This window comes from Aureibaculum sp. 2308TA14-22, from assembly GCF_040538665.1.
Taxonomy (GTDB): domain Bacteria; phylum Bacteroidota; class Bacteroidia; order Flavobacteriales; family Flavobacteriaceae; genus Aureibaculum.
In genome coordinates this window covers 770,001-791,051 of sequence record NZ_JBEWXT010000001.1, presented here as the reverse complement: position 1 = coordinate 791,051, position 21,051 = coordinate 770,001, and the positions used below count along the sequence as shown (strand labels likewise).

The 21,051-nt window shown below is 34.4% G+C and carries 18 protein-coding genes and 2 rRNA genes (1 of these 20 cut by a window edge); 6 read left to right on the top strand and 14 right to left on the bottom strand.

The features are described from left to right. Nucleotides 1–41: 41 nt before the first annotated feature. Nucleotides 42–1,289, top strand: a complete 1,248-nt coding sequence (locus tag U5A88_RS03560; protein WP_354203831.1) for an alpha/beta hydrolase — start codon at nt 42–44, stop codon at nt 1,287–1,289. A gap of 58 nt (nt 1,290–1,347) precedes the next feature. Here U5A88_RS03560 and menD read toward each other — a convergent pair whose 3' ends face one another. The 5 genes from menD to U5A88_RS03535 all read right to left on the bottom strand — a co-directional run bounded on the left by menD (nt 1,348) and on the right by U5A88_RS03535 (nt 8,309). Continuing rightward, the gene (gene menD / locus U5A88_RS03555) at nt 1,348–3,009 is read right to left on the bottom strand and encodes a 2-succinyl-5-enolpyruvyl-6-hydroxy-3-cyclohexene-1-carboxylic-acid synthase (protein ID WP_354203829.1); all 1,662 of its coding nucleotides are present in this window, start codon (nt 3,007–3,009) and stop codon (nt 1,348–1,350) included. A gap of 26 nt (nt 3,010–3,035) precedes the next feature. Next, a complete protein-coding gene (locus U5A88_RS03550; RefSeq protein ID WP_354203827.1) occupies nt 3,036–4,427 on the bottom strand; it encodes a M20/M25/M40 family metallo-hydrolase in 1,392 nt (463 codons plus the stop codon). Between the two features lie 68 nt (nt 4,428–4,495). Then, on the bottom strand, nt 4,496–5,353 hold the full coding sequence (locus U5A88_RS03545; protein ID WP_354203825.1) for a PPK2 family polyphosphate kinase: 858 nt from the start codon (nt 5,351–5,353) through the stop codon (nt 4,496–4,498). 268 nt (nt 5,354–5,621) lie between these two features. Then, nucleotides 5,622–7,007: a dihydrolipoyl dehydrogenase gene (gene lpdA / locus U5A88_RS03540; protein ID WP_354203824.1), complete on the bottom strand. Its 1,386-nt coding sequence runs from the start codon at nt 7,005–7,007 to the stop codon at nt 5,622–5,624. A gap of 69 nt (nt 7,008–7,076) precedes the next feature. Beyond that, nucleotides 7,077–8,309 (bottom strand): ABC transporter permease, encoded by a 1,233-nt coding sequence (locus U5A88_RS03535; RefSeq protein ID WP_354203822.1) that lies wholly within the window; start codon nt 8,307–8,309, stop codon nt 7,077–7,079. Between the two features lie 5 nt (nt 8,310–8,314). Between U5A88_RS03535 and U5A88_RS03530 the strand changes: the two genes are divergently transcribed. Together U5A88_RS03530 and U5A88_RS03525 are read left to right on the top strand one after the other, a co-directional pair. After that, complete coding sequence (locus U5A88_RS03530) at nt 8,315–9,574, top strand: exo-beta-N-acetylmuramidase NamZ family protein (protein WP_354203820.1); 1,260 nt, start codon at nt 8,315–8,317, stop codon at nt 9,572–9,574. Further along, entirely contained in the window at nt 9,574–10,671 is a 1,098-nt protein-coding gene (locus U5A88_RS03525) for a serine hydrolase domain-containing protein (protein ID WP_354203818.1), read from the top strand. Before U5A88_RS03530 ends, U5A88_RS03525 begins: the two co-directional genes overlap by 1 nt. Nucleotides 10,672–10,719: 48 nt before the next feature. On the opposite strand, the gene U5A88_RS03520 is transcribed toward U5A88_RS03525, so the two are convergent. The 5 genes from U5A88_RS03520 to U5A88_RS03500 all read right to left on the bottom strand — a co-directional run bounded on the left by U5A88_RS03520 (nt 10,720) and on the right by U5A88_RS03500 (nt 14,280). Further along, nucleotides 10,720–11,178, bottom strand: a complete 459-nt coding sequence (locus U5A88_RS03520) for a DUF6174 domain-containing protein (RefSeq protein WP_354203816.1) — start codon at nt 11,176–11,178, stop codon at nt 10,720–10,722. A gap of 27 nt (nt 11,179–11,205) precedes the next feature. Continuing rightward, a complete protein-coding gene (locus tag U5A88_RS03515; RefSeq protein WP_354203815.1) occupies nt 11,206–11,658 on the bottom strand; it encodes a DUF6174 domain-containing protein in 453 nt (150 codons plus the stop codon). Nucleotides 11,659–11,725: 67 nt separating this feature from the next. Then, entirely contained in the window at nt 11,726–12,223 is a 498-nt protein-coding gene (locus U5A88_RS03510) for a YkgJ family cysteine cluster protein (protein WP_354203813.1), read from the bottom strand. After that, entirely contained in the window at nt 12,223–12,768 is a 546-nt protein-coding gene (locus U5A88_RS03505) for a hypothetical protein (RefSeq protein WP_354203812.1), read from the bottom strand. Before U5A88_RS03505 ends, U5A88_RS03510 begins: the two co-directional genes overlap by 1 nt. Nucleotides 12,769–12,777: 9 nt before the next feature. Continuing rightward, nucleotides 12,778–14,280, bottom strand: coding sequence for a helicase HerA-like domain-containing protein (locus U5A88_RS03500; RefSeq protein WP_354203810.1), 1,503 nt, complete (start codon nt 14,278–14,280; stop codon nt 12,778–12,780). Between the two features lie 121 nt (nt 14,281–14,401). On the opposite strand from U5A88_RS03500, the gene U5A88_RS03495 reads away from it, so the two are divergent. The 3 genes from U5A88_RS03495 to U5A88_RS03485 are packed head-to-tail and all read left to right on the top strand — an operon-like array spanning nt 14,402 to nt 16,525. Then, on the top strand, nt 14,402–14,854 hold the full coding sequence (locus U5A88_RS03495; RefSeq protein WP_354203808.1) for a RidA family protein: 453 nt from the start codon (nt 14,402–14,404) through the stop codon (nt 14,852–14,854). Nucleotide 14,855: 1 nt separating this feature from the next. Then, nucleotides 14,856–15,485: a 7-carboxy-7-deazaguanine synthase QueE gene (locus tag U5A88_RS03490; protein WP_354203807.1), complete on the top strand. Its 630-nt coding sequence runs from the start codon at nt 14,856–14,858 to the stop codon at nt 15,483–15,485. 41 nt (nt 15,486–15,526) lie between these two features. Beyond that, nucleotides 15,527–16,525, top strand: a complete 999-nt coding sequence (locus U5A88_RS03485) for a DUF3179 domain-containing (seleno)protein (protein ID WP_354203805.1) — start codon at nt 15,527–15,529, stop codon at nt 16,523–16,525. Here U5A88_RS03485 and cmk read toward each other — a convergent pair. The 4 genes from cmk to U5A88_RS03465 all read right to left on the bottom strand — a co-directional run. Beyond that, entirely contained in the window at nt 16,522–17,223 is a 702-nt protein-coding gene (cmk, locus tag U5A88_RS03480) for a (d)CMP kinase (RefSeq protein ID WP_354203803.1), read from the bottom strand. The two genes, U5A88_RS03485 and cmk, sit on opposite strands and share 4 nt — an antisense overlap. Beyond that, nucleotides 17,223–18,254 carry a type IX secretion system protein PorQ gene (porQ, locus tag U5A88_RS03475; protein WP_354203801.1) on the bottom strand — a complete coding sequence of 344 codons (1,032 nt, stop codon included), beginning with the start codon at nt 18,252–18,254 and terminating at the stop codon, nt 17,223–17,225. The genes cmk and porQ overlap by 1 nt, the downstream gene beginning before the upstream one ends. Nucleotides 18,255–18,363: 109 nt before the next feature. Further along, nucleotides 18,364–18,473: ribosomal RNA gene (gene rrf, locus U5A88_RS03470) — 5S ribosomal RNA — on the bottom strand. Nucleotides 18,474–18,647: 174 nt separating this feature from the next. After that, a 23S ribosomal RNA gene (locus U5A88_RS03465) occupies nt 18,648–21,051 on the bottom strand; it runs 482 nt beyond the window's last position.

The following is a 21,051-nucleotide window of genomic DNA, read 5'->3' as shown; positions in this document are numbered from 1 at the left end:
AAAAAAAATTAACCAGATTAAAAATCCAAAAATTGTGTAATATGAAATTAGTTTACTCTATATTACTTGTGTTAGCATTTAGTTTTAATGCCTTTGCACAGAACGTTTCATTAGAAGCTTTTAAGTCATCTGAATTAAGTGGCGAGCTAAACAGCACCAGAACTTTAAAAATTTATGTACCCGATTCTTATCAGCAAGATTCAACTAGGGTTTATCCTTTAGCTATTGTATTAGATGCAGAATATCTTTTTGATATATATGTAGCAAATTCTAAATTATTTGCGGCAAAAGATAAGGCACCCGAACAAATTGTTGTTGGTATATTTCAAAATCAAAAAAATGAGCGAAAATTAGATTGTGCTGTAGATTTGAATAGTATGCTAACCGAAACCAGCTCAAAATTTTATAAGTTCATCAAAAATGAACTAATTGGTTATATTGAAGGTAATTATAGAATTTCTCCGTTTAGAACCATTGTAGGTAATACTATTACGGCAAATTTTATCAATTATTTTATGGTAGAACCATCACCAATATTTAATGCATATGTAAATATAAACCCAAGATATTCGCAAGATATAGCAGATTTATTTCGAGGTAAAGTGCCAACTATGGATAGGCACACCTACTATTATTTAAACAATGGTGAATTTTTAGGTGAACAAAAAAGCAAAAGTATTGAAACCTTATACTACGTGCTTAAAAATTTTGAGAATGAAAATTTTAAGTATAAATACGATGAATTCAATAGCTCTACAAATATATCGTCAATAGGTCAGGCAATTCCAGGTGCTATGGCTCATATTTTTGACATGTATTCTTCTATTTCTAAAGAAGAGTTTGAAAACAATATTGCAGATTTGTCTCCTGCAGAAGCTATAGAATATGTAGAAAAAAAGTATGTTGAAATTCAATTTCTTTTTGGAGCGAATTTAAAAATTAGACAAAGAGATATTTTTGCCATTGAATCTATTGTTCTAGATAAAGAAGATGGAGCTTATTTAGAAGAGTTTGGTAAAATGATTAACAGATTATATCCTGAATCTCCAATTGGTGATTACTATATTGGTCAGTACTACGAAACTGGCAATGATTATAAAAGAGCCTTAAAATACTACAAAAATGGTTTTGCTAAAATCTCATCTGAAGATACAAATTCAGATGGTTATTATCAAAATGTTGAGCGAGTATTAGCCAAACAAAAAAGCTTAAATAACGGTGAATTACCTGAGGAAGAGTTTGAAGAAGAAATTATTGAATCAGAAGAAGGTGAAGGGACTGGACGTTAAGCTTATACGTTAGACAAAATTAAAAAACCTCGATTAGGCTCAAACCAATCGAGGTTTTTTATTGAATAGTTTTAAAATAGTTCTTTAGTACTTTGTCATTTATAGTATTTGGAGTAAAAATTTCCAATACTTTTGGTTGTTTAGAATTATTGAAAAAAGTTTCTAATTGATATAACAATTCCTCCTTGTTGGTAGCCTTTTTATATTCCAACTGATACATTTTACATAAATGTTCAGCAGAAAGGTTGTGAGGAGTTTCAAAATAATCCAAAGCCTCTGTTTTTTGAGGTCCTGGTAAAATTTTAAAAATGCCCCCACCTCCATTATTTACTACAATAACCCTAAAATTTGAGGGTATGTATTTATTCCATAATGCATTACTATCATAAAAAAAACTAACATCTCCTGTTATGAAAATAGTTTGTTCCGTTGAACTATATGCCGCACCAATAGCCGTAGAAGTACTACCATCTATACCACTTGTACCTCTATTGCAAAAGACTTTAACTGTTGGATTGTTTTCAAATAACTGTGCGTAACGTATAATCGAACTATTTCCCAATTGTAAGTGCACATTATTAGGAAGCTTACTTAAAATAATATCAAAAACCTTAAAATCAGAAAACACGACTTGTTCCAAAAATTGTTTATGTTTTTTACTTCTGTCCCTTTTAACAGTTAACCAATAGTTTTGATAAGTACTTTTTACAGGTTTTGTTTCTTTTAAAAAAAGGCTGAAAAACGAGCTCGATTTTATTTCAAAATGATGTGTCAAGCAGTGAAAGGTGTCTGGTGCATTCTCACCATCTAAATGCCAATGATGTTTTGGTCGATGAATTCTTAAAAATTGCTTTACTTTTTTTGAAACTATCATTCCGCCCAGTGTAAGTAAAATATCTGGCTTTAACTTATCAAAATCATTATCTGCTAAAGGGAAAATCAGTTTATCAATACTATTTATAAATTTTGGATGATGGACATTAGAAGTGGTTTCTGTAAACATCAATACAGATTCATCTGATACCAATTCAATTAAATATTGTTCCAACCTTTCATCAGGATAATGAGAACCTATTAAAACTATTTTTTTCGCTGATTTATTCCAGATGTCAATAAAATCTTTCAAATTATAATCTATCTCCTTTTTAACAGACATAATCTTTCCATCAATAGTATTTATTCTACAACTTTCAGTTGTCTCGTATAATGGTTCATCAAAAGGCACATTTATATGCACAGGTCCGTTTTTTTCGATACAAATTTCTAAAGCGTTAGAAACCAATCGAATATTTTTCTTTAAGGAATTTTCATCTTCGATTAAATTTGCATTGAAAAGACTGTGATTAGCAAATACATTTTCTTGGCGTATGGTTTGTCCATCACCAATATCAATCATGTGCTCAGGTCTATCAGCAGAAACAATAATTAACGGAATATTACTATAAAATGCCTCGGCAATTGCAGGATAATAATTCAACAACGCAGAACCAGAAGTACAAACTAAGGCTACTGGTTTTTGAGTTTGCTGAGCAATACCTAATCCAAAAAAAGCCGCACAGCGTTCATCAACAACACTATATGTTTTAATTTTAGAATGATTTGTAAAACCTATAGTTAAAGGTGCATTACGAGAACCTGGAGAAATAATTACGTGTTCTATATTAAAAGCCACACAGCTTTCTACGACTAATTGAGAAAGTTGCTTTTTAGAGTAGGTCATTAAGTTAATTCCTTTAATTGAGGTTGCTAATTATTAATTCCATATTTATCAAATAAATAGATTATTGAAGCCATTGATGCTGCTCCTAACTCTAATTCGCGTTTATTAACGGCTTCGAAAACATCAGCCTCGGTATGATGATAGTCAAAATAACGTTGAGAATCCGGTCTTAATCCCAATAACACATTGTCGTTCTTTTTTAATGGACCAATATCGGCTCCACCTCCACCTCTAGCAAATATGTGAATATTGTAAGGTTCAAATAGTGATTTCCAATTCAAAACCTGATTGTAATTATTGTCATTACTTGTAAAACCAAATCCACGTGGGGTAAACCCTCCAGCATCTGATTCCAGAGCTACAATATGGTTCTCTTTTTTCTTTTCGGCTTCAGCGGCATAAGCTGTTCCCCCACTTAATCCAAACTCTTCGTTGGCAAATAATACTACTCTTAATGTTCTTTTAGGTTTTATTTTTAGTTCTTTGAACAACCTTAATACTTCCATTGATTGTACAACACCTGCACCGTCATCATGAGCACCCTCTCCTAAATCCCAAGAATCTAAATGCCCTCCAACTACCATAATTTCATTAGGGTAGTTAAGCCCTTCAATTTCACCAATTACATTATAGGATTGAGTTTCTGGTAGATTTTTGCAGTTTTGCTTAAAATAAAACTTAAGCTTCATTTTATCTTTTTGCTCTAATAATTTACTCAACATTTCTGCACTATTGGTACTTATAGCCGCAGTAGGAATTTTTCGATTTTCTTCAATATCGCCATATCGCATAGTACCCGTATGCGGTACATTATCCAATTTAGTAGTCATTGAACGCACTATGGCACCAACGGCACCATATTTTCCGGCAACTGCCGCACCATTAACACGCTGACCAACCGAAGCACCGTAAGCTCTAAACGTTTCAATTTTTTCGGCTGGCATTGTACCATTGTAAAAAACTATTTTACCTTTAACTTTTTCGCCCAATTCTTCAACCTCTTTTAAGCTTTTAACCTCAATTACTTCGGCCAAAAGACCTTCTTTAGGAGTTGCAATAGATCCGCCCAATGCTCTTATATCAATATTAAAATTGCCATATTGGGTTTCTATATGAGCTGCTTCCTTATCACCTCGAACCCAATGCGGTACTGTAACGGGCTGTAGCCAAACCTTAGTAAGGCCTAACTTGTCCAGCTCTGCTTTTGCCCATGCCACAGCGTTTTTATCGCCTTCCGAACCTGCTAAGCGATGACCAACTTTTTTGGTTAAATGATGAAGCCATTGGTGACTTTTCCCTTTGGTCAGTGCTTTTGTATAAATTTGTCTTAATTGTACCGAGTCCTTCTGAGCTTCTGTTTGGCCGAACAAGCTTATAGCGAATAGTAATATAATAGGTAATAATATTATTCTTTTCATTTCTTATTTTATCTTTAATTGAAACTAAACCTAGAAAGAATTACGAATCCTTTTTGAGTTTAAGTTATTTAATCATTTCTTAATTGCTCTTTAAATTCCCCTAACCTAACTTTGGTCTCATCATCCAATTCGGGAGCTTTAATATCTTTATAATTTTCTAAAGTTTCTAAAATAGTCTGTGCTACAATAGCTCTTGCGGTAGGTTTATCATCAGCAGGAATAATATACCATGGTGCTTTTTCTGTTGAAGTTCTGTTGATAGCATCTTCATAACATTCCTGGTACTTATCCCAAAGTTTGCGTTCTTTTAAATCACCCGAAGAAAATTTCCAGTTTTTACTTTTCTTCTCAATACGTCTTAATAATCTATTTTTTTGCTCTTCTTTTGAAATGTGTAAAAAGAATTTTAAAACGATAGTTCCATTTTCAACAATATGGTTTTCAAAATTATTGATATTCTCCATTCTTTTATGGAAAAAATCATCATTGACATCTTCAATTTCTCTTACCGAAGGAATTTTTTCTCCTAAAATGTATTCAGGATGTACTCTAGTAACCAACACATTTTCATAATGAGTACGATTAAACACGCCAATTTTACCCCTTTCTGGAAGAGCAATATAATGACGCCATAAAAAATCGTGTTTTAATTCTTTATCCGTAGGCACTTTAAAACTATGTACCACAACTCCCCTAGCATTTACCTGTTTAAAAACTTCGCGTATTAAACTGTCCTTGCCCGCAGTGTCCATTCCTTGTAAACAAACCAACATACTATATTTACCATGGGCATACATGGTATCTTGAAGTTCGCTCAGTTGTTTTCTAGCTTTTTTGAGTTTTTCTTGAGCCTCGGCATCAACTTCTTTTGTTGTTTTTTTTTCTAGTTTTATAGGGCTCGTAACTATATATTTATTTATGCTCATTTATTTCGTTTAGTAGGGTTAAAATTAGGGAAATAATATGTGTTAAGTAAAACTGTTGTTTTTTCATTCTGATGAAAATTACTGAAAAACATAGTGTAGAAATATAGAAAATACTTAAATCTTTGTACTATTTACATAATTATTATCAAAATAAATAACATTTTTAAAAAATAAAAGAAACCACAAATGCTTTACTGGAAATTAATATATAATAACATCCTAAAGTAAAAAATATTGAAATAACTTATAATCTAAGAACCTCTAACCTCTACAAATGTATCACTTCATCATAAGCATCAGCAACAGCTTCCATTACAGCTTCGCTCATTGTTGGATGTGGATGTATGGCTTTTAACACTTCATGACCAGTAGTTTCTAATTTTCTTCCTAAAACGGCTTCTGCAATCATATCGGTTACGCCGGCACCAATCATGTGGCAACCCAACCATTCGCCATATTTGGCATCAAAAATTACTTTTACAAATCCCTCGGAATTTCCAGCAGCTTGAGCCTTACCTGATGCCGAGAATGGAAATTTTCCAATTTTCAGTTCATAACCAGCTTCTTTAGCTTGAGCCTCAGTCATACCAACACTGGCAATCTCTGGTGTAGCGTAAGTACAACCCGGAACATTACCATAATCAATAGCTTCGGGATTTAACCCTGCAATTTTCTCTACACAAGTAATACCTTCTGCAGAAGCAACGTGAGCTAAGGCTGGCCCATCAACTACATCACCAATGGCATAATACCCTGGCAAATTGGTTTGGTAAAAATCGTTTACGATGATTTTGTCTTTATCTGTGGCAATGCCTACATCTTCTAACCCTATATTTTCAATATTGGTTTTAATACCAACGGCTGACAATATAATATCCGCTTCCAATATTTCCTCGCCTTTTTTGGTTTTAACTGTCGCTTTTACTCCACTACCTGAAGTATCTACCTTGGTTACACTACTTTCGGTCATCACTTTAATACCCGACTTTTTAAAAGAACGTCCAAATTGTTTGGAAACATCGTCGTCCTCCAACGGCACTAAATTCGGTAAATACTCAACAATCGTTACTTCTGTACCCATAGCATGATAAAAATACGCAAACTCAACCCCAATGGCACCCGAACCAACTACAATCATCTTTTTAGGCTGTTTTGGCAAAGACATAGCCTCTCTATATCCAATTACTTTTTTACCATCAATAGGTAAAAATGGTAATTCACGCGAACGTGCACCAGTAGCAATAATAATATGATCTGCTGTATACTCCGAAGTTTTATCATTATGGGTAACATCAACTTTTTTACCCGCTTTTACTTTTCCAAATCCGTCAATGACATCTATCTTGTTTTTTTTCATCAAAAACTGAACGCCTTTGCTCATACCGTCTGCTACATTACGGCTACGTTTAATAACCGCAGAAAAATCTTTATCAATTTCTTTTGCTTTTAAACCGTAAGCATCTACATGCTTTAAATAATCATATACTTGAGCACTTTTTAACAACGCCTTTGTTGGGATACAGCCCCAATTGAGACATATGCCGCCCAGATTTTCTTTTTCAACAACAGCAACTTTAAAACCTAATTGAGATGCTCTAATGGCAGTTACGTAACCTCCAGGTCCACTTCCAATGATAATAATGTCGTACTTCATTTTATGATTTTTATCAATTTATTAATAAATCTAATACTAGATTCTTTATACAAAGAAAAGTTTACAAATTTAATCAAATTTTATCGCTTTTACAGGGTTAATTTTACTAACTATATATGAAGGAATTAACAACATTAACATACATAAAATTAATGTACAAATATTAAGTATTAAAACTGCCCCAATACTAATATAGACAGGGGCTTCACTCACATAGTAATTTTCAGGGTTCAATTTTATAAAGCCAAAATATTTTTGTGCCAACAATAATCCAATACCAATGATATTACCCCAAAATAAGCCCTTGGCGATTAGGTAAGATGCATTATATAAAAATACTTTTCTGATACTCCAATTGTTGCTACCCAACGATTTTAAAATACCTATCATTTGCGTACGTTCCAAAATCAAAACAAGCAAAGCTGTAATCATATTTATACCAGCAATTAAAATCATAATTACAATAATTACAACAATATTGGTATTCAACAACTCCAACCATTCGAAAATTGGACCGTATTTTTCAGAAATAGTTTGTGCGTTAAGCGTTGAACCTACTTGATTGTAAACTTCTGTTCCTTTTTCTTCTAACCTATCAAAATCATCCAATAATACTTCAAAGCCACCAATTTGGTCTGACTGCCATTTATTTAGACGTTGCACATGCTTTATATCGCCAATAAGATAATTTTCGTCAAACTCTTTATAGCCTGAGTTATATATCCCCACAACCTTTGGTGTTCTTCTATTGGGCGGAGAACCATCTTCTTTTATAAAAAACAGATTTAACTTATCACCAAGTTTTAGTCTTAACCTATCTGAAATATGTTTAGAAATCAAAACGTTATTAGATGTTTTATCTGTAATTTCCAACAAGTCACCTTCTATTAAATAATTTTGAAAGAATGACCAATCATAATCGCTATTTACACCTTTAAAAATTACACCTTCAAAATCTGATTCTGTTCTTATTATCCCTGCTTTAGTGGCAAAACTTTGCACATTTTTTATTCCTGTAACATTTTTAAATTCAGGATAAAAATCTTGGTGAATGGAAATTGGACTTATGCTAATTTGTGAGTTATTATCTTCATAATTCGCAATTTGAATGTGTCCATTAAATCCTGATATTTTTTCTTTAATCTTTTTTTGAAGACCAACGGTAGTGGCAATAGAAATTAGCATAATAATAATTCCCAAGGCAATTGCCGTTATGGCAATTTTTATTATTGATGAAGATATACTACTTTTATACTGTTTTCCAACAATAATTCTCTTAGCTATAAATAACTCGTAATTCAAATCTTATGATAAATTTCAATTTCAAAAGTACGTATTTCTTTTGGGTTTTTATTTTGGTTTTTGTATTGATTTCCTGCAAAGGGAAATCAGCAAATGAAAATACCAGAAAAAATGATGAAATTAGTCAAAATTCAGTACATGACAGCTTGTCATACAATGTTTTCAACAAAGACATAATAATTACAAAACCAGTAGATTACTTATCTTTAATTAAACAAAAAAATGTAGGTATTGTAGGTAACCACACTAGTGTTGTGAAAAATGAAAATAATGGTTTTACACACCTAGTTGATACATTAATTTCGTTAAATATTGATGTGAAAAAGGTGTTTGCACCCGAGCACGGATTTAGAGGAAAAGCTGATGCTGGTGAAAAAATTGCCGATGGTAAAGATCCTATTACAGGACTACCCTCTATATCATTATATGGTAAAAATAGAAAGCCCACACCTGAGCAATTAAAAGATTTAGATATTGTTATTTTTGACATTCAAGATGTTGGTGCCAGGTTCTATACCTACATCTCTACCCTACACTATGTTATGGAAGCTTGTGCTGAAGCCAATATTCCATTAATTGTAATAGACAGACCCAACCCTAACGCTCACTATATTGATGGTCCAATTAGAGAAGAAGAACATAAAAGCTTTGTGGCTATGCACCCCGTACCCATTGTATATGGTATGACCATAGGCGAATACGCTAAAATGATTAACGGAGAAAAATGGCTTGATAAAGGTGTGCAATGTGATTTAACCGTTATGTCTTTAAAAAACTATACGCACCAAACACCTTACAGTTTACCTATAAAACCATCGCCAAACCTACCGAACGATACATCTATAAATTTATACCCCAGTCTTTGCTTTTTTGAAAGAACCGATATTAGTGCAGGCCGTGGCACCGAAATGCAATTTCAAATATTTGGATCTCCAAACCTGCCAAAAGATCAATTCTCTTTTACATTTACACCGCGACCTAATGAGGGAGCTAAAAACCCAAAACATAATGGAGTTCTTTGTTATGGAAAAGATTTAAGAAAAGTTAAAAATTTGAAATCCATTAATTTAGATTGGCTTATTGAAACTTATAATAACAGCAACAACAAAGCTGCCTTTTTTAAAAATTTGGAGCGATTGTCCGGAACCAAAAAAATGCAGGAGCAAATTGAAAGCGGCCTGACCACCGATCAAATCAGAAAAACATGGAAAAACGATATTGAAAATTTTAAAAAAACTAGGGCTAAATACTTAATCTATAACTAATGAAAAAATTACTGCTTATATTCTCTTGTTTAATATTTAATTTTGGCTCAGCTCAAGTAGCTCCACCCAAGCATATTCCACCACCCACAGACTATCATAGAGAAATAGACTCTGTTAAAGCCATAGCTTTACGGTTTTTAGATCAAGAAAAAATTCCCGGAATGACTATTGCTATCTCTAAAAAAGGTGATATTCTGTATTCAGAAGGATTTGGATATGCCAATATTGAAAAACAAACAAAGGTTAATGCCTCCAAAACCCTATTTAGAATTGCTAGTATTTCCAAATCATTGACAGCTTTTGCTATGGCAATATTAGCAGATAAAGAAAAATTAGATTTTGATGAAAGTATATATAATTACCTACCAAACTATCCCAAAAAGAAATATGACTTTACCGTTAGACAAGTTGGCGGGCATATTGCCGGAATAAGACATTACAAGGGTTCTGAGTTTATTTTAAATAAGAAAATGACCATTACAGAAGGTTTAGGTATTTTTAAAGATGATCCCTTATTATTTAAACCCGGAACAGATTACAAATACAGTACCTATGGATGGAACCTACTAAGTGAAGTGGTACAGAAAGTCGCTGACAAGCCCTTTGCAGATTACATGGAAGAGGTGGTTTTTAAACCATTAAAAATGAATAATACGGTTTTAGAAACCTCAGACAAACAACTTCCATTTAAAACTGATTTTTACCGCAAAACCAATCAAGACAAAATAGTGCTAGGTCGCGAAGTAAATAATGAATTTAAAGCTGCTGGAGGAGGTTTTCTATCTACATCAGAAGATTTGATTCTTTTTGGAAATGAAATAATAAACCCAACTTTAATTAAAAAAGAGACGGCTACTAAACTGGTTACGCCTCAGACATTGAGTAATGGCAAGAAAACCACCTACGGGATTGGTTTTGTTACGGATAAATCAAAAAACGATACGCCCCGCTATTCGCATTCCGGTGGTGGTATTGGTGCTACTGCCCTACTTTTAATGTATCCAGAAGAAAAAATTGTTATTGTTATCTTAACGAACTTATCAGGTGTTAAAATAAGAGATTTAGGCAATAAATTGGAATCAATCTTTGTCCATTAAATTATATAAACATCCAAAGCGTAAGTTAATAAAACAAACTAAATCTCATCAATTTTGAATCTCGAAGTCGATATATCGATACAATACTTCGTCGTCAATAAAATCAACGTTATAGTCAACACTTATAATAGTAGGAAATCCATAAATATCATTATATTCTACTTCTAATGATGCCACATTTTGATTTATCAAGTCTTGAATATAAACAAAAGCTTCTTCTATAGTTTTGGATGCATTATAAACATCTTCGCTAGTGTACCTCTCAAACAATAGCGATTCATCAAAGCCAACGCTATCCTTGACACTATTTACCACAAGAATATCCCTCATGTATGGACCACCACATTCACAGCTAATATTTTCAGTCCATTTATAATTTTTAATTTGAGCATTTTTCCATTGTTTTCTCGCCCGATGTAAATCTTCCCTTTGATCAGAAAATTCGTCAGTACTGCATGAAATAAAAAAGAAACTTAAAATTGTTAGAATTAAAATTTTATTCAACATTATTTTTAGTTTTTTAAATGAAAGCCTTTATTTTGTAGGTGTAAAATTACTATACACATAAGTAATCTCATCGTCAACAGCGTTTTTAATATGATCAATAGCAATGCTCTTGGGGAAACCAAATTGCTCATCATACTCCACTTCAAAAGATGCTACTTTTTTAGTATCAAAGCTTTCAATAAAATCAAATGCTTCTTCTACTGTTTTTGCTCCATCAAAAACCATTTGGTAAGTTTGCCCTTTGGGCAAGTTAGCTTCATTAAAATAGATAGTGTCCTTTTCATTATTTGACACCTTAGTTGTCCATTCCAACAATCCGCCACAAAAACACCATAAATTTTCTTGTATAATATACTCATCAAATTGGAGTTTTTGCCATTTGGCTTTTGCTAGTTTAAATTCGGTCATGCCTTCATCGTCGCCATCACAAGCAATAAACATAGTGGTAATAGAAAGTAGAAAAAGAAGTCTTCGCAACATTTTTTTGATTTTATACTTTTATGATGCAAAAGTCAACTAGTAGTTGCGTGAACAAAATTTAACTTGCTTATAGCGGTATTTTTTCCTTTAAACGCTCAACTATATTATAAGTTGCAGGGCAAACTTCAGTATTTTTTAAGGAAAGATGAGTTAACTGTATAAATTTCCTTCTATTGGTATGCGGGTATTCGCTGCACGCTTTTGGTCGTACATCATAAATAGAACAAGTATTGTCACTTACATCTAAAAAAGTGCATGGCGATTGTTTTAAAACCATAAAATCATCTTCGTCCCGTTGTAAATAATTAGAAATGAAGTCTATTTCCTTCATTCTAAAATGTTTTGAAATTCTGGAAATATCTTTATCGGTAAAAATGGGGCTTGTAGTCTTACAGCAGTTGGCACATGTTAAACAATCAAATTTTTCAAATTCTTCGTTATGCAAATCCTGCATAATTAAATCTAACCGTTTTGGTTTTCTCTTTCTAAGTTTTGCAAAGTACTTAGCGTTTTCAGCTTTTTTCTCTTTAGATAGTTTTGCTAAATTCTCTGGTATTGCTCTCATTACTTAAACCACATGGTAATCCCCTTAATTTTTGCTAAATCAGGTATTTGCTCCAATTTAATTTTTTGTGTACCAAAATCCTTAATTCCTAATTCTTTCTTGTCAATGGTAATGGTTGCATTCAGTTCATCAACAAATAAAACAGCAGTGCTAAAGGTGGATTGCACTTTATTTACAGTATAATTATCAACAATATCTTTGAAAACACCTTTTATATTCAACCCTTTTACAGTCTTATAGTTTTTATCAAATATTTGAATATTTTCAATGGTAGAAGACGAATCTTGCTCTGTTTTAGGAATAATTGTCAATAAATGATCTCCTTGTTTGTTATATACCAAATACTCGTCATAAGAAGATTCTGCTATGTTATCTTCTCCTAAATGCGTAACTAAAGAGTCTTTTTCAAAAATGGATTTTAACTCTTTTATTTGAGTAATTGAAGTTATTTTACCAACTTGCTCTTTGGCCAGAGTAAAGTTGGATTCCTCTTTACATTGTACTAGAACAATAGCTGCCAAAATTATTAATATTGCCTTTTTCATAAGTGTTATTTATTTTATTGCTTTTTTTAATATCCCCAATACACCTCTCATAAAAGTAGCACTGGTCAAGAGTTTTACAACCGGATTCATTCTTGTGCTTCTTCTAGAAGATGTTTTACGGCTTGTTTTAGCTTTCTCTTTTGCTTCTAATTCTTCTGCTCGTTCAATTTTTTCGTTTAACACTTCATAAGCACTTTCTCTATCTATTTCTTCATTGTACTTTTTAGCTAGTTTGGAATCTGCTATCAGTTCAGATAATTCCTTATCTGTTAAAATGTCCATCCTACTCATTGGTGCTCTTAACATTGTTCTGGCCAATGGCGTAGGTATTCCTTTTTCATTTAAACAAGAAACCAAGGCTTCTCCAATCCCTAATTGCGTTAATACTTCGGCAGTATCGTAATATTCAGAATCAGGATAATTTTCTGCGGTCAGTTTAATAGCTTTTCTGTCATTTGCCGTAAAGGCACGTAAAGCATGTTGTATTTTTAAACCTAGCTGCGACAACACATCCGAAGGTACATCTTTAGGATTTTGAGTTACAAAATAAATACCAATCCCTTTAGACCTAATTAGTTTAACAATACTTTCAATCTGATTGAGCAATGCTTTGGATGCTTCATTAAATATCAAATGAGCTTCGTCTATAAACAGAATAAGCTCCGGCCTACCTGAATCTCCTTGCTCCGGAAAAGTATCATAAATCTCTGCCAAAAGCTGCAACATAAAGGTTGAGAACAACTTAGGCTTATCTTGAATATCCGTCAGTCTCAATACAGAAATAATACCTTTACCATTGTCATCAACTCTTGTTAAATCGTTTACCTCAAAAGAACGTTCACCAAAAAAGAGTTCGCCTCCTTGTTGTTCAATTTCTACAACTTTACGCAAAATGGCACCTGTAGATGATGTTGAAATCCGTCCATATTCACTTTCTAGTTCTTTTTTTCCTTCTTGGGTGGCATATTGCAATACCTTTTTAAAATCTTTTAAATCTAATAAGAGTAATTTATTATCGTCACAATACTTAAACAATATAGCAACAATCCCACTCTGGGTTTCGGTCAGGTCTAAAATTCTCGATAACAATACCGGACCAAATTCTGAAACGGTAGCTCTTAATCTAGTTCCATCCTGTTCCGATAAGGTTAAAATTTCAACAGGAAACCCTTTTGCCTCAAACGGTAAACCAATTTTTTCATGGCGTTCATCAATTTTAGGATGCCCAGGACTTGCTTTTGCCAATCCACTTAAATCGCCCTTAACATCCATTAACAGAACGGGTATTCCGTTTTCTGATAGGTTTTCGGCCAAAACTTGTAGTGTTTTTGTTTTACCTGTCCCCGTAGCACCGGCAATTAAACCGTGCCTATTTAATGTCTTGAGGGGAATATTGATAAAAGCATTTGTTATAGTATTTTCGCCTAACATAGCCGAACCAAGTGTAATTGATTCACCCTTTGTTTTGTATCCTTCTTGAATAGATTTGGTAAACGTTTCAGTTACTGACATAGGTTAATATTTTTTCAAAAATAAGGCTATTCTATCAATTAGAAAATTACCTGTTAATAAAAGTTAGTATTCATCTTAACCCATTTACTATTTTATATCTTTGCGACAAATCTATTTAAAGATGAAAAAGCTATTTATCATATGTATTGCTGGGCTGTTAATGACATTTTATTCTTGTAAAACTAACAATGACAATAGTATCCAATTCTTAAATATTACCAATGACCAACCTAACAAGTATCCGTTTTCCAAAGCTGTTAAAACAGGAAATTTATTGTTTTTAGCTGGACAAATAGGTAAAGATCCTAAAACTGGAAAATTGGTTAAAGGCGGAATAGAAAATCAGACCAAGCAAGTTATGGAAAACATTAAAAGTGTTTTAGAAGCAAACGGAACAAGTCTAGACAAGGTTGTAAAATGTACCGTTATATTAGATAGTATTGAAGATTTTTCTGCAATGAACAGTATTTACAAAACTTACTTTAATGATAATTATCCAGCTCGTACCACTTTTGCAGCAAATTTGGTAGGTGGTGCAAAGATAGAAATTGAAGCAATAGCTGTTGTAGAATAATATGAAAAAAGAAGACAAAATATTATTAGATAAAGGAGAAACACTCCCCTTAATGGAGGAGTTTTATACCATTCAAGGCGAAGGATATCATACAGGTACTGCCGCCTATTTTATTAGAGTTGGTGGATGTGATGTGGGATGTCATTGGTGCGATGTGAAAGAAAGTTGGAATGCCGATTTACACCCTGTAACACAAACAAATTTAATCGTCAATAATGCAAAAAAATATTGTGATACAATAGTAGTTACAGGTGGCGAGCCATTGATGTACAATATGGACTATCTAACAAACCATCTTCAGTCGTCTGGCCTAAAAACCCATATCGAAACCTCTGGGGCTTATGATTTGACAGGTAAATGGGATTGGATTTGCCTTTCTCCTAAAAAGAACAAATTACCCCTGCAGAAAGCTTATGATAAAGCTAACGAACTCAAAGTAATCGTTTATAACAAAAACGATTTTGAGTTTGCCGAACAGCAAGCAAGCAAAGTAAACAAAGATTGTGTGCTTTTTTTACAACCGGAATGGAGTAATCAGAAAAAAATGACTCCACTTATAGTTGATTATGTAATGAAACATCCTAAATGGAAAATTTCATTGCAAACTCATAAATATTTGAACATTCCTTAAAATAATGTAAGGATTTTATTTTTTGCCGTCGAACTTTTAATATGATACGAAATATTTTAAGCATATTACTCATAATAATAGTTTGGTCATGCCAAGACAACTCTAATATTGTTGATGAATCCGAATTACCTCAGGATGAATGGACAGTTGATAATAGTAATATTTCTGGGGCCATAGGTCTTTATGACTTAATGAATAGCCCCAATTTCAATTCTGTTAGTGAAATTACCGATTTACGCGACAGTTCTAAAGTGGCATTGGTAAGTTTTAAAAATGAAGTTCGTGTCTATCCCTACCATTACACAAATCATTTTGAAATAATAAACGATTTTTTTGACGACAAGTATATAGCGGTATCATTTTGTCCGTTGACCAAAAGTGCCATTTGTTTTAATCGGAAAATTGATAACAAAGTTTATAATTTAGTAGCTTCAGGTTATTTATATAAAGACAATATGGTGCCTTCTGACGAAAATTACGCTATGTATTGGTCTCAAATGTTGATGAAAGGTATAAAAGGAGAATTTGCAGATAAGAAATTAGATAATTTTAACTTAATTGAAACTCGTTGGAAACTAGTAAAAGATTATTTTCCTTACGCTAAGGTCTTTAACCACAACATTAAAACTAAATCTAAAATTAAAAAAAGTAATAAAACAACTCTTGATAATGCTGATTTTGCATATGGTATTTTTAATAAAAAAATTAATGAAGAGGTTGAGCTCTATAAATATGATAATTTCTCTGAAGGAATACAATCTGTTAATGTTATAATGAATCAAAGACCTGTTTTAATAATTGGAAGCGAAAACAAGAAGTTTTTTACTTCATATTATGCTCCTGACAATAGCACATTATCACTTTTAAATGACGATGAATTTCCAAATATAATTACTGATTCTAAAGGAAATGTATATAATATTTTTGGATATGTAGTATCAGGTCCTGATACTGGAACTCAATTAGAATCACCTGTAGCTTATGTAGCTCAAAATTGGGCATGGAAAGACTTTTTTACTAACCTTAACATAAACGATTAATCGTTTATTGCTTTAAGTCTCATCGTTACTAAAGATAAAATTCTGTCAAATTGCTCGCTTAGACTCATGTCACTATTATCAATCTCAATTGCGTCAACGGCTTTTACAAGAGGAGAATCTTTTCGAGTAGAATCTATATGATCTCTCTGCTGAACATTCTGCAATACTTCTCCAAAGGTAACTTTATCGCCTTTATCTAGTAATTCTTTATAACGTCTAGTTGCTCTCTTCTCTGCAGATGCAGTCAAAAATAATTTTAATTCCGCATCAGGGAAAACTACGGTGCCAATATCTCTACCATCCATAACTAACCCTCTCTCTTTGCCCATTTCTTGCTGCTGTTCAACTAATTTTTTTCTTACTTCAGAAATTGCAGAAATCTTACTTACTAAACGAGAAACCTCCATAGTTCTAATTTCTTTTTCTACATTTTCATTATTCAAATACATTTCTGAAAATTTTAATTTCTCGTTATACCTGAATTTTAAATTGATATCGCTAAGTTTTTCAATTAAAATTTCTTTTTCTAAAAAATCATTACCCACCAGATTCTGCTGCATAGCATAATATGTCACTGCTCTGTACATAGCCCCTGTATCCACATAAGCATAACCCAATTTTTTAGCCAGTTGTTTGGCAATGGTACTCTTTCCTGTAGATGAAAACCCATCTATTGCTATAATTATTCTTTTCGACATTATTTATTAAAATTTTTCTTGGCTAAATTAATATTTAGAGTAAATGTATTTGTATTGGTTACAGGATGGTATTTTGTAAATGCATAATTAAATTTAAACCTGCCCAATTGTAGACCAAACCCAGCAGAAAGTCCAGCAAAAGTTCTACTTTCAGTCAAACGTAATTCTTTTCCTCTCCTAAAATTATATCCTAAGCGTAAATTAAACACCTTATCGGGAAATAATTCTGCTCCAACAACTACATGTCTAAACGCATTATCCAAAAATGTAATACCATCATTTGTTGTTTCTCCATCAATTGTTGTTTGGCTATCAGAAGGGTTTCTTACCGCAACTTTCCATTTTTGCAAATTATTAATAGTAATGTGCCATTGCAATGGAACATTTTCTAATTTGTACGAAGCACCTACAGCTATTTCAAGAGGCAACGACTCTCTTTCTTCATCAAATACATTTAACTGGTAACCTATATTTCTAATTACAGCCGAAAAAACATAAGGTTTGATATCATTAAAGTAAGTAATTCCAAAATCTACAGCTACACCACTTGATGTATAGTTTTCAATACTCGAACTAATATATTTTAAATTAGCTCCTGCATAAAAATTGCTTTTAGGTAATCTGTAGGCATATCCTACAGACAATGCTAAATCTCTTGCAGAAAAAGTGCCTGTTTCTTGCCCTGTTTCATCTGCAGCAATAAATTTACCATAATTTACATAAGTAACACCACCATGCAACGTCCCAAAACGTCTATTGATTAGGTGGGCAAAACTAGCCGATCCATAATTAATATCAGCTAAAAAATCCACATAACTTACAGAAGCTTGATTGTCAATTTCTTTGTTAATTGTTGATGGATTCCAAAAAGGTTGATTAACATCGTCATATAGAGTCAAAACCTCTCCTCCCAATGCCGCTTGTCTAGCAGAAGTGCTTACATTTAAAAAATTAAATACTTGCTCTCCTCCAATTTGTGCAAAAGAAGTATTGGACATTAACAAAACCAATATGACTAATTTTTGTTTCATATATTTTGACAAAGAAACTAGAAATATAAATTATAACGTAATTATTTAATGATATTTTAACTTTTGAGTATAAAAAAACCTTCATTAATTTAATAATGAAGGTTTAAAAGAAAGGCGATGACATACTCTCCCACCTGTTGGCAGTACCATCTGCACTGATAGGCTTAACTTCTCTGTTCGGTATGGGAAGAGGTGAGCCCTATCGTTGTAATCACCTTAAACTGTTTCAGTCCCGAAGCCTCGGTACTGTAAAAGTTGACATATAGAAAATAATAATATCGAAAATCGTAATTAAATTAAAATAGACTTTTTTATACACCGTCGCTTAAAGCTTTGGTGCAATCATAAAAAAAAGAGTTTCGCTCCCTGTTGGTTGCCCAACAGGGAGGATTCGTACATAAGCCTATGGGTTATTAGTACTACTCGGCTATGACATTACTGCCTTTACACCTATAGCCTATCAACGTGGTAATCTTCCACGACCCTTTAAAGAAATCTCATCTTGTGGTGGGTTTCGTGCTTATATGCTTTCAGCGCTTATCCCTTCCCGACGTAGCTACCCAGCAGTGCTCCTGGCGGAACAACTGGTACACCAGAGGTCAGTCCAATTCGGTCCTCTCGTACTAGAATCAGATCCACGCAAATTTCTAACGCCCGCTACAGATAGAGACCGAACTGTCTCACGACGTTCTGAACCCAGCTCGCGTGCCACTTTAATGGGCGAACAGCCCAACCCTTGGGACCTTCTCCAGCCCCAGGATGTGACGAGCCGACATCGAGGTGCCAAACCCCCCCGTCGATATGAGCTCTTGGGGGAGATCAGCCTGTTATCCCCGGAGTACCTTTTATCCTTTGAGCGATGGCCCTTCCATACGGAACCACCGGATCACTATGCTCTTGTTTCCAACCTGATCGACTTGTCAGTCTCGCAGTCAAGCACCCTTATGCCATTGCACTCTACGCACGGTTACCAAGCGTGCTGAGGGTACCTTTAGAAGCCTCCGTTACTCTTTTGGAGGCGACCACCCCAGTCAAACTACCCACCAAGCACTGTCCCCCGAGAACTCGGGGTTAGGCTTCGAATAAGCAAAGGGTGGTATTTCAACAGTGACTCCACAACGCCTGGCGACGCCGCTTCAAAGTCTCCCACCTATCCTACACATTACTTATCCAAAGTCAATACTAAGCTATAGTAAAGGTTCACGGGGTCTTTTCGTCCCGTAGCGGGTAATCGGCATCTTCACCGATACTACAATTTCACCGAGCTCATGGCTGAGACAGTATCCAGATCGTTGCACCATTCGTGCAGGTCGGAACTTACCCGACAAGGAATTTCGCTACCTTAGGACCGTTATAGTTACGGCCGCCGTTTACTGGGGCTTCATTTCATTGCTTCTCCAAAGGATAACAACTCCACTTAACCTTCCAGCACCGGGCAGGTGTCAGGCCATATACATCATCTTTCGATTTAGCATAGCCCTGTGTTTTTGATAAACAGTCGCCTGGATCATTTCTCTGCGGCCCTACCGAAGTAGGGCGACTCTTCTCCCGAAGTTACGAGTCTATTTTGCCTAGTTCCTTAGCCATGAATCTCTCGAGCACCTTAGAATTCTCATCCCAACTACCTGTGTCGGTTTACGGTACGGGTACTTTATATCTGAAGCTTAGAGGTTTTTCTTGGAAGCCTTTACACACACTATCCACGCTGCCGAAGCTTTGTGGTACTATCCCGATTTAGCAAGTCTAACGCATTTAACTATTAAACTTATACCTACTCGGTTTAACGAACTATTCCGTCAGTTCGCGGTGCTGTCATTACTCCGTCACCCCATCGCAATATAAAGTAGTACAGAAATATTAATCTGTTGTCCATCCACTACCCCTTTCGGGTTCGCGTTAGGCCCCGACTAACCCTCAGCTGATTAGCATAGCTGAGGAAACCTTAGTCTTTCGGTGTGCGGGTTTCTCACCCGCATTATCGTTACTTATGCCTACATTTTCTTTTGTAACCAGTCCAGCATACCTTACAGTACACCTTCAACCCTGTTACAATGCTCCCCTACCCCTCTATACTCGTGTATAGAAGCCATAGCTTCGGTAATATACTTATGCCCGATTATTATCCATGCCGGATCGCTCGACTAGTGAGCTGTTACGCACTCTTTAAATGAATGGCTGCTTCCAAGCCAACATCCTAGCTGTCTGTGCAATCCAACCTCGTTTATTCAACTTAGTATATATTTGGGGACCTTAGCCGATGGTCTGGGTTCTTTCCCTCTCGGACATGGACCTTAGCACCCATGCCCTCACTGCTGAGAATCATTTTATAGCATTCGGAGTTTGTCAGGAATTGGTAGGCGGTGAAGCCCCCGCATCCAATCAGTAGCTCTACCTCTATAAAACTATACTCAACGCTGCACCTAAATGCATTTCGGGGAGTACGAGCTATTTCCGAGTTTGATTGGCCTTTCACCCCTACCCACAGGTCATCCAAAGACTTTTCAACGTCAACTGGTTCGGTCCTCCACTATGTGTTACCACAGCTTCAACCTGCCCATAGGTAGATCACTCGGTTTCGCGTCTACTACTGCTAACTATGTCGCCCTATTCAGACTCGCTTTCGCTACGGCTCCATGTCTTAAACATTTAACCTTGCTAACAACAGTAACTCGTAGGCTCATTATGCAAAAGGCACGCCGTCACAACACGAAGTTGCTCCGACCGCTTGTAGGCGTACGGTTTCAGGATCTATTTCACTCCCTTATTTAGGGTTCTTTTCACCTTTCCCTCACGGTAC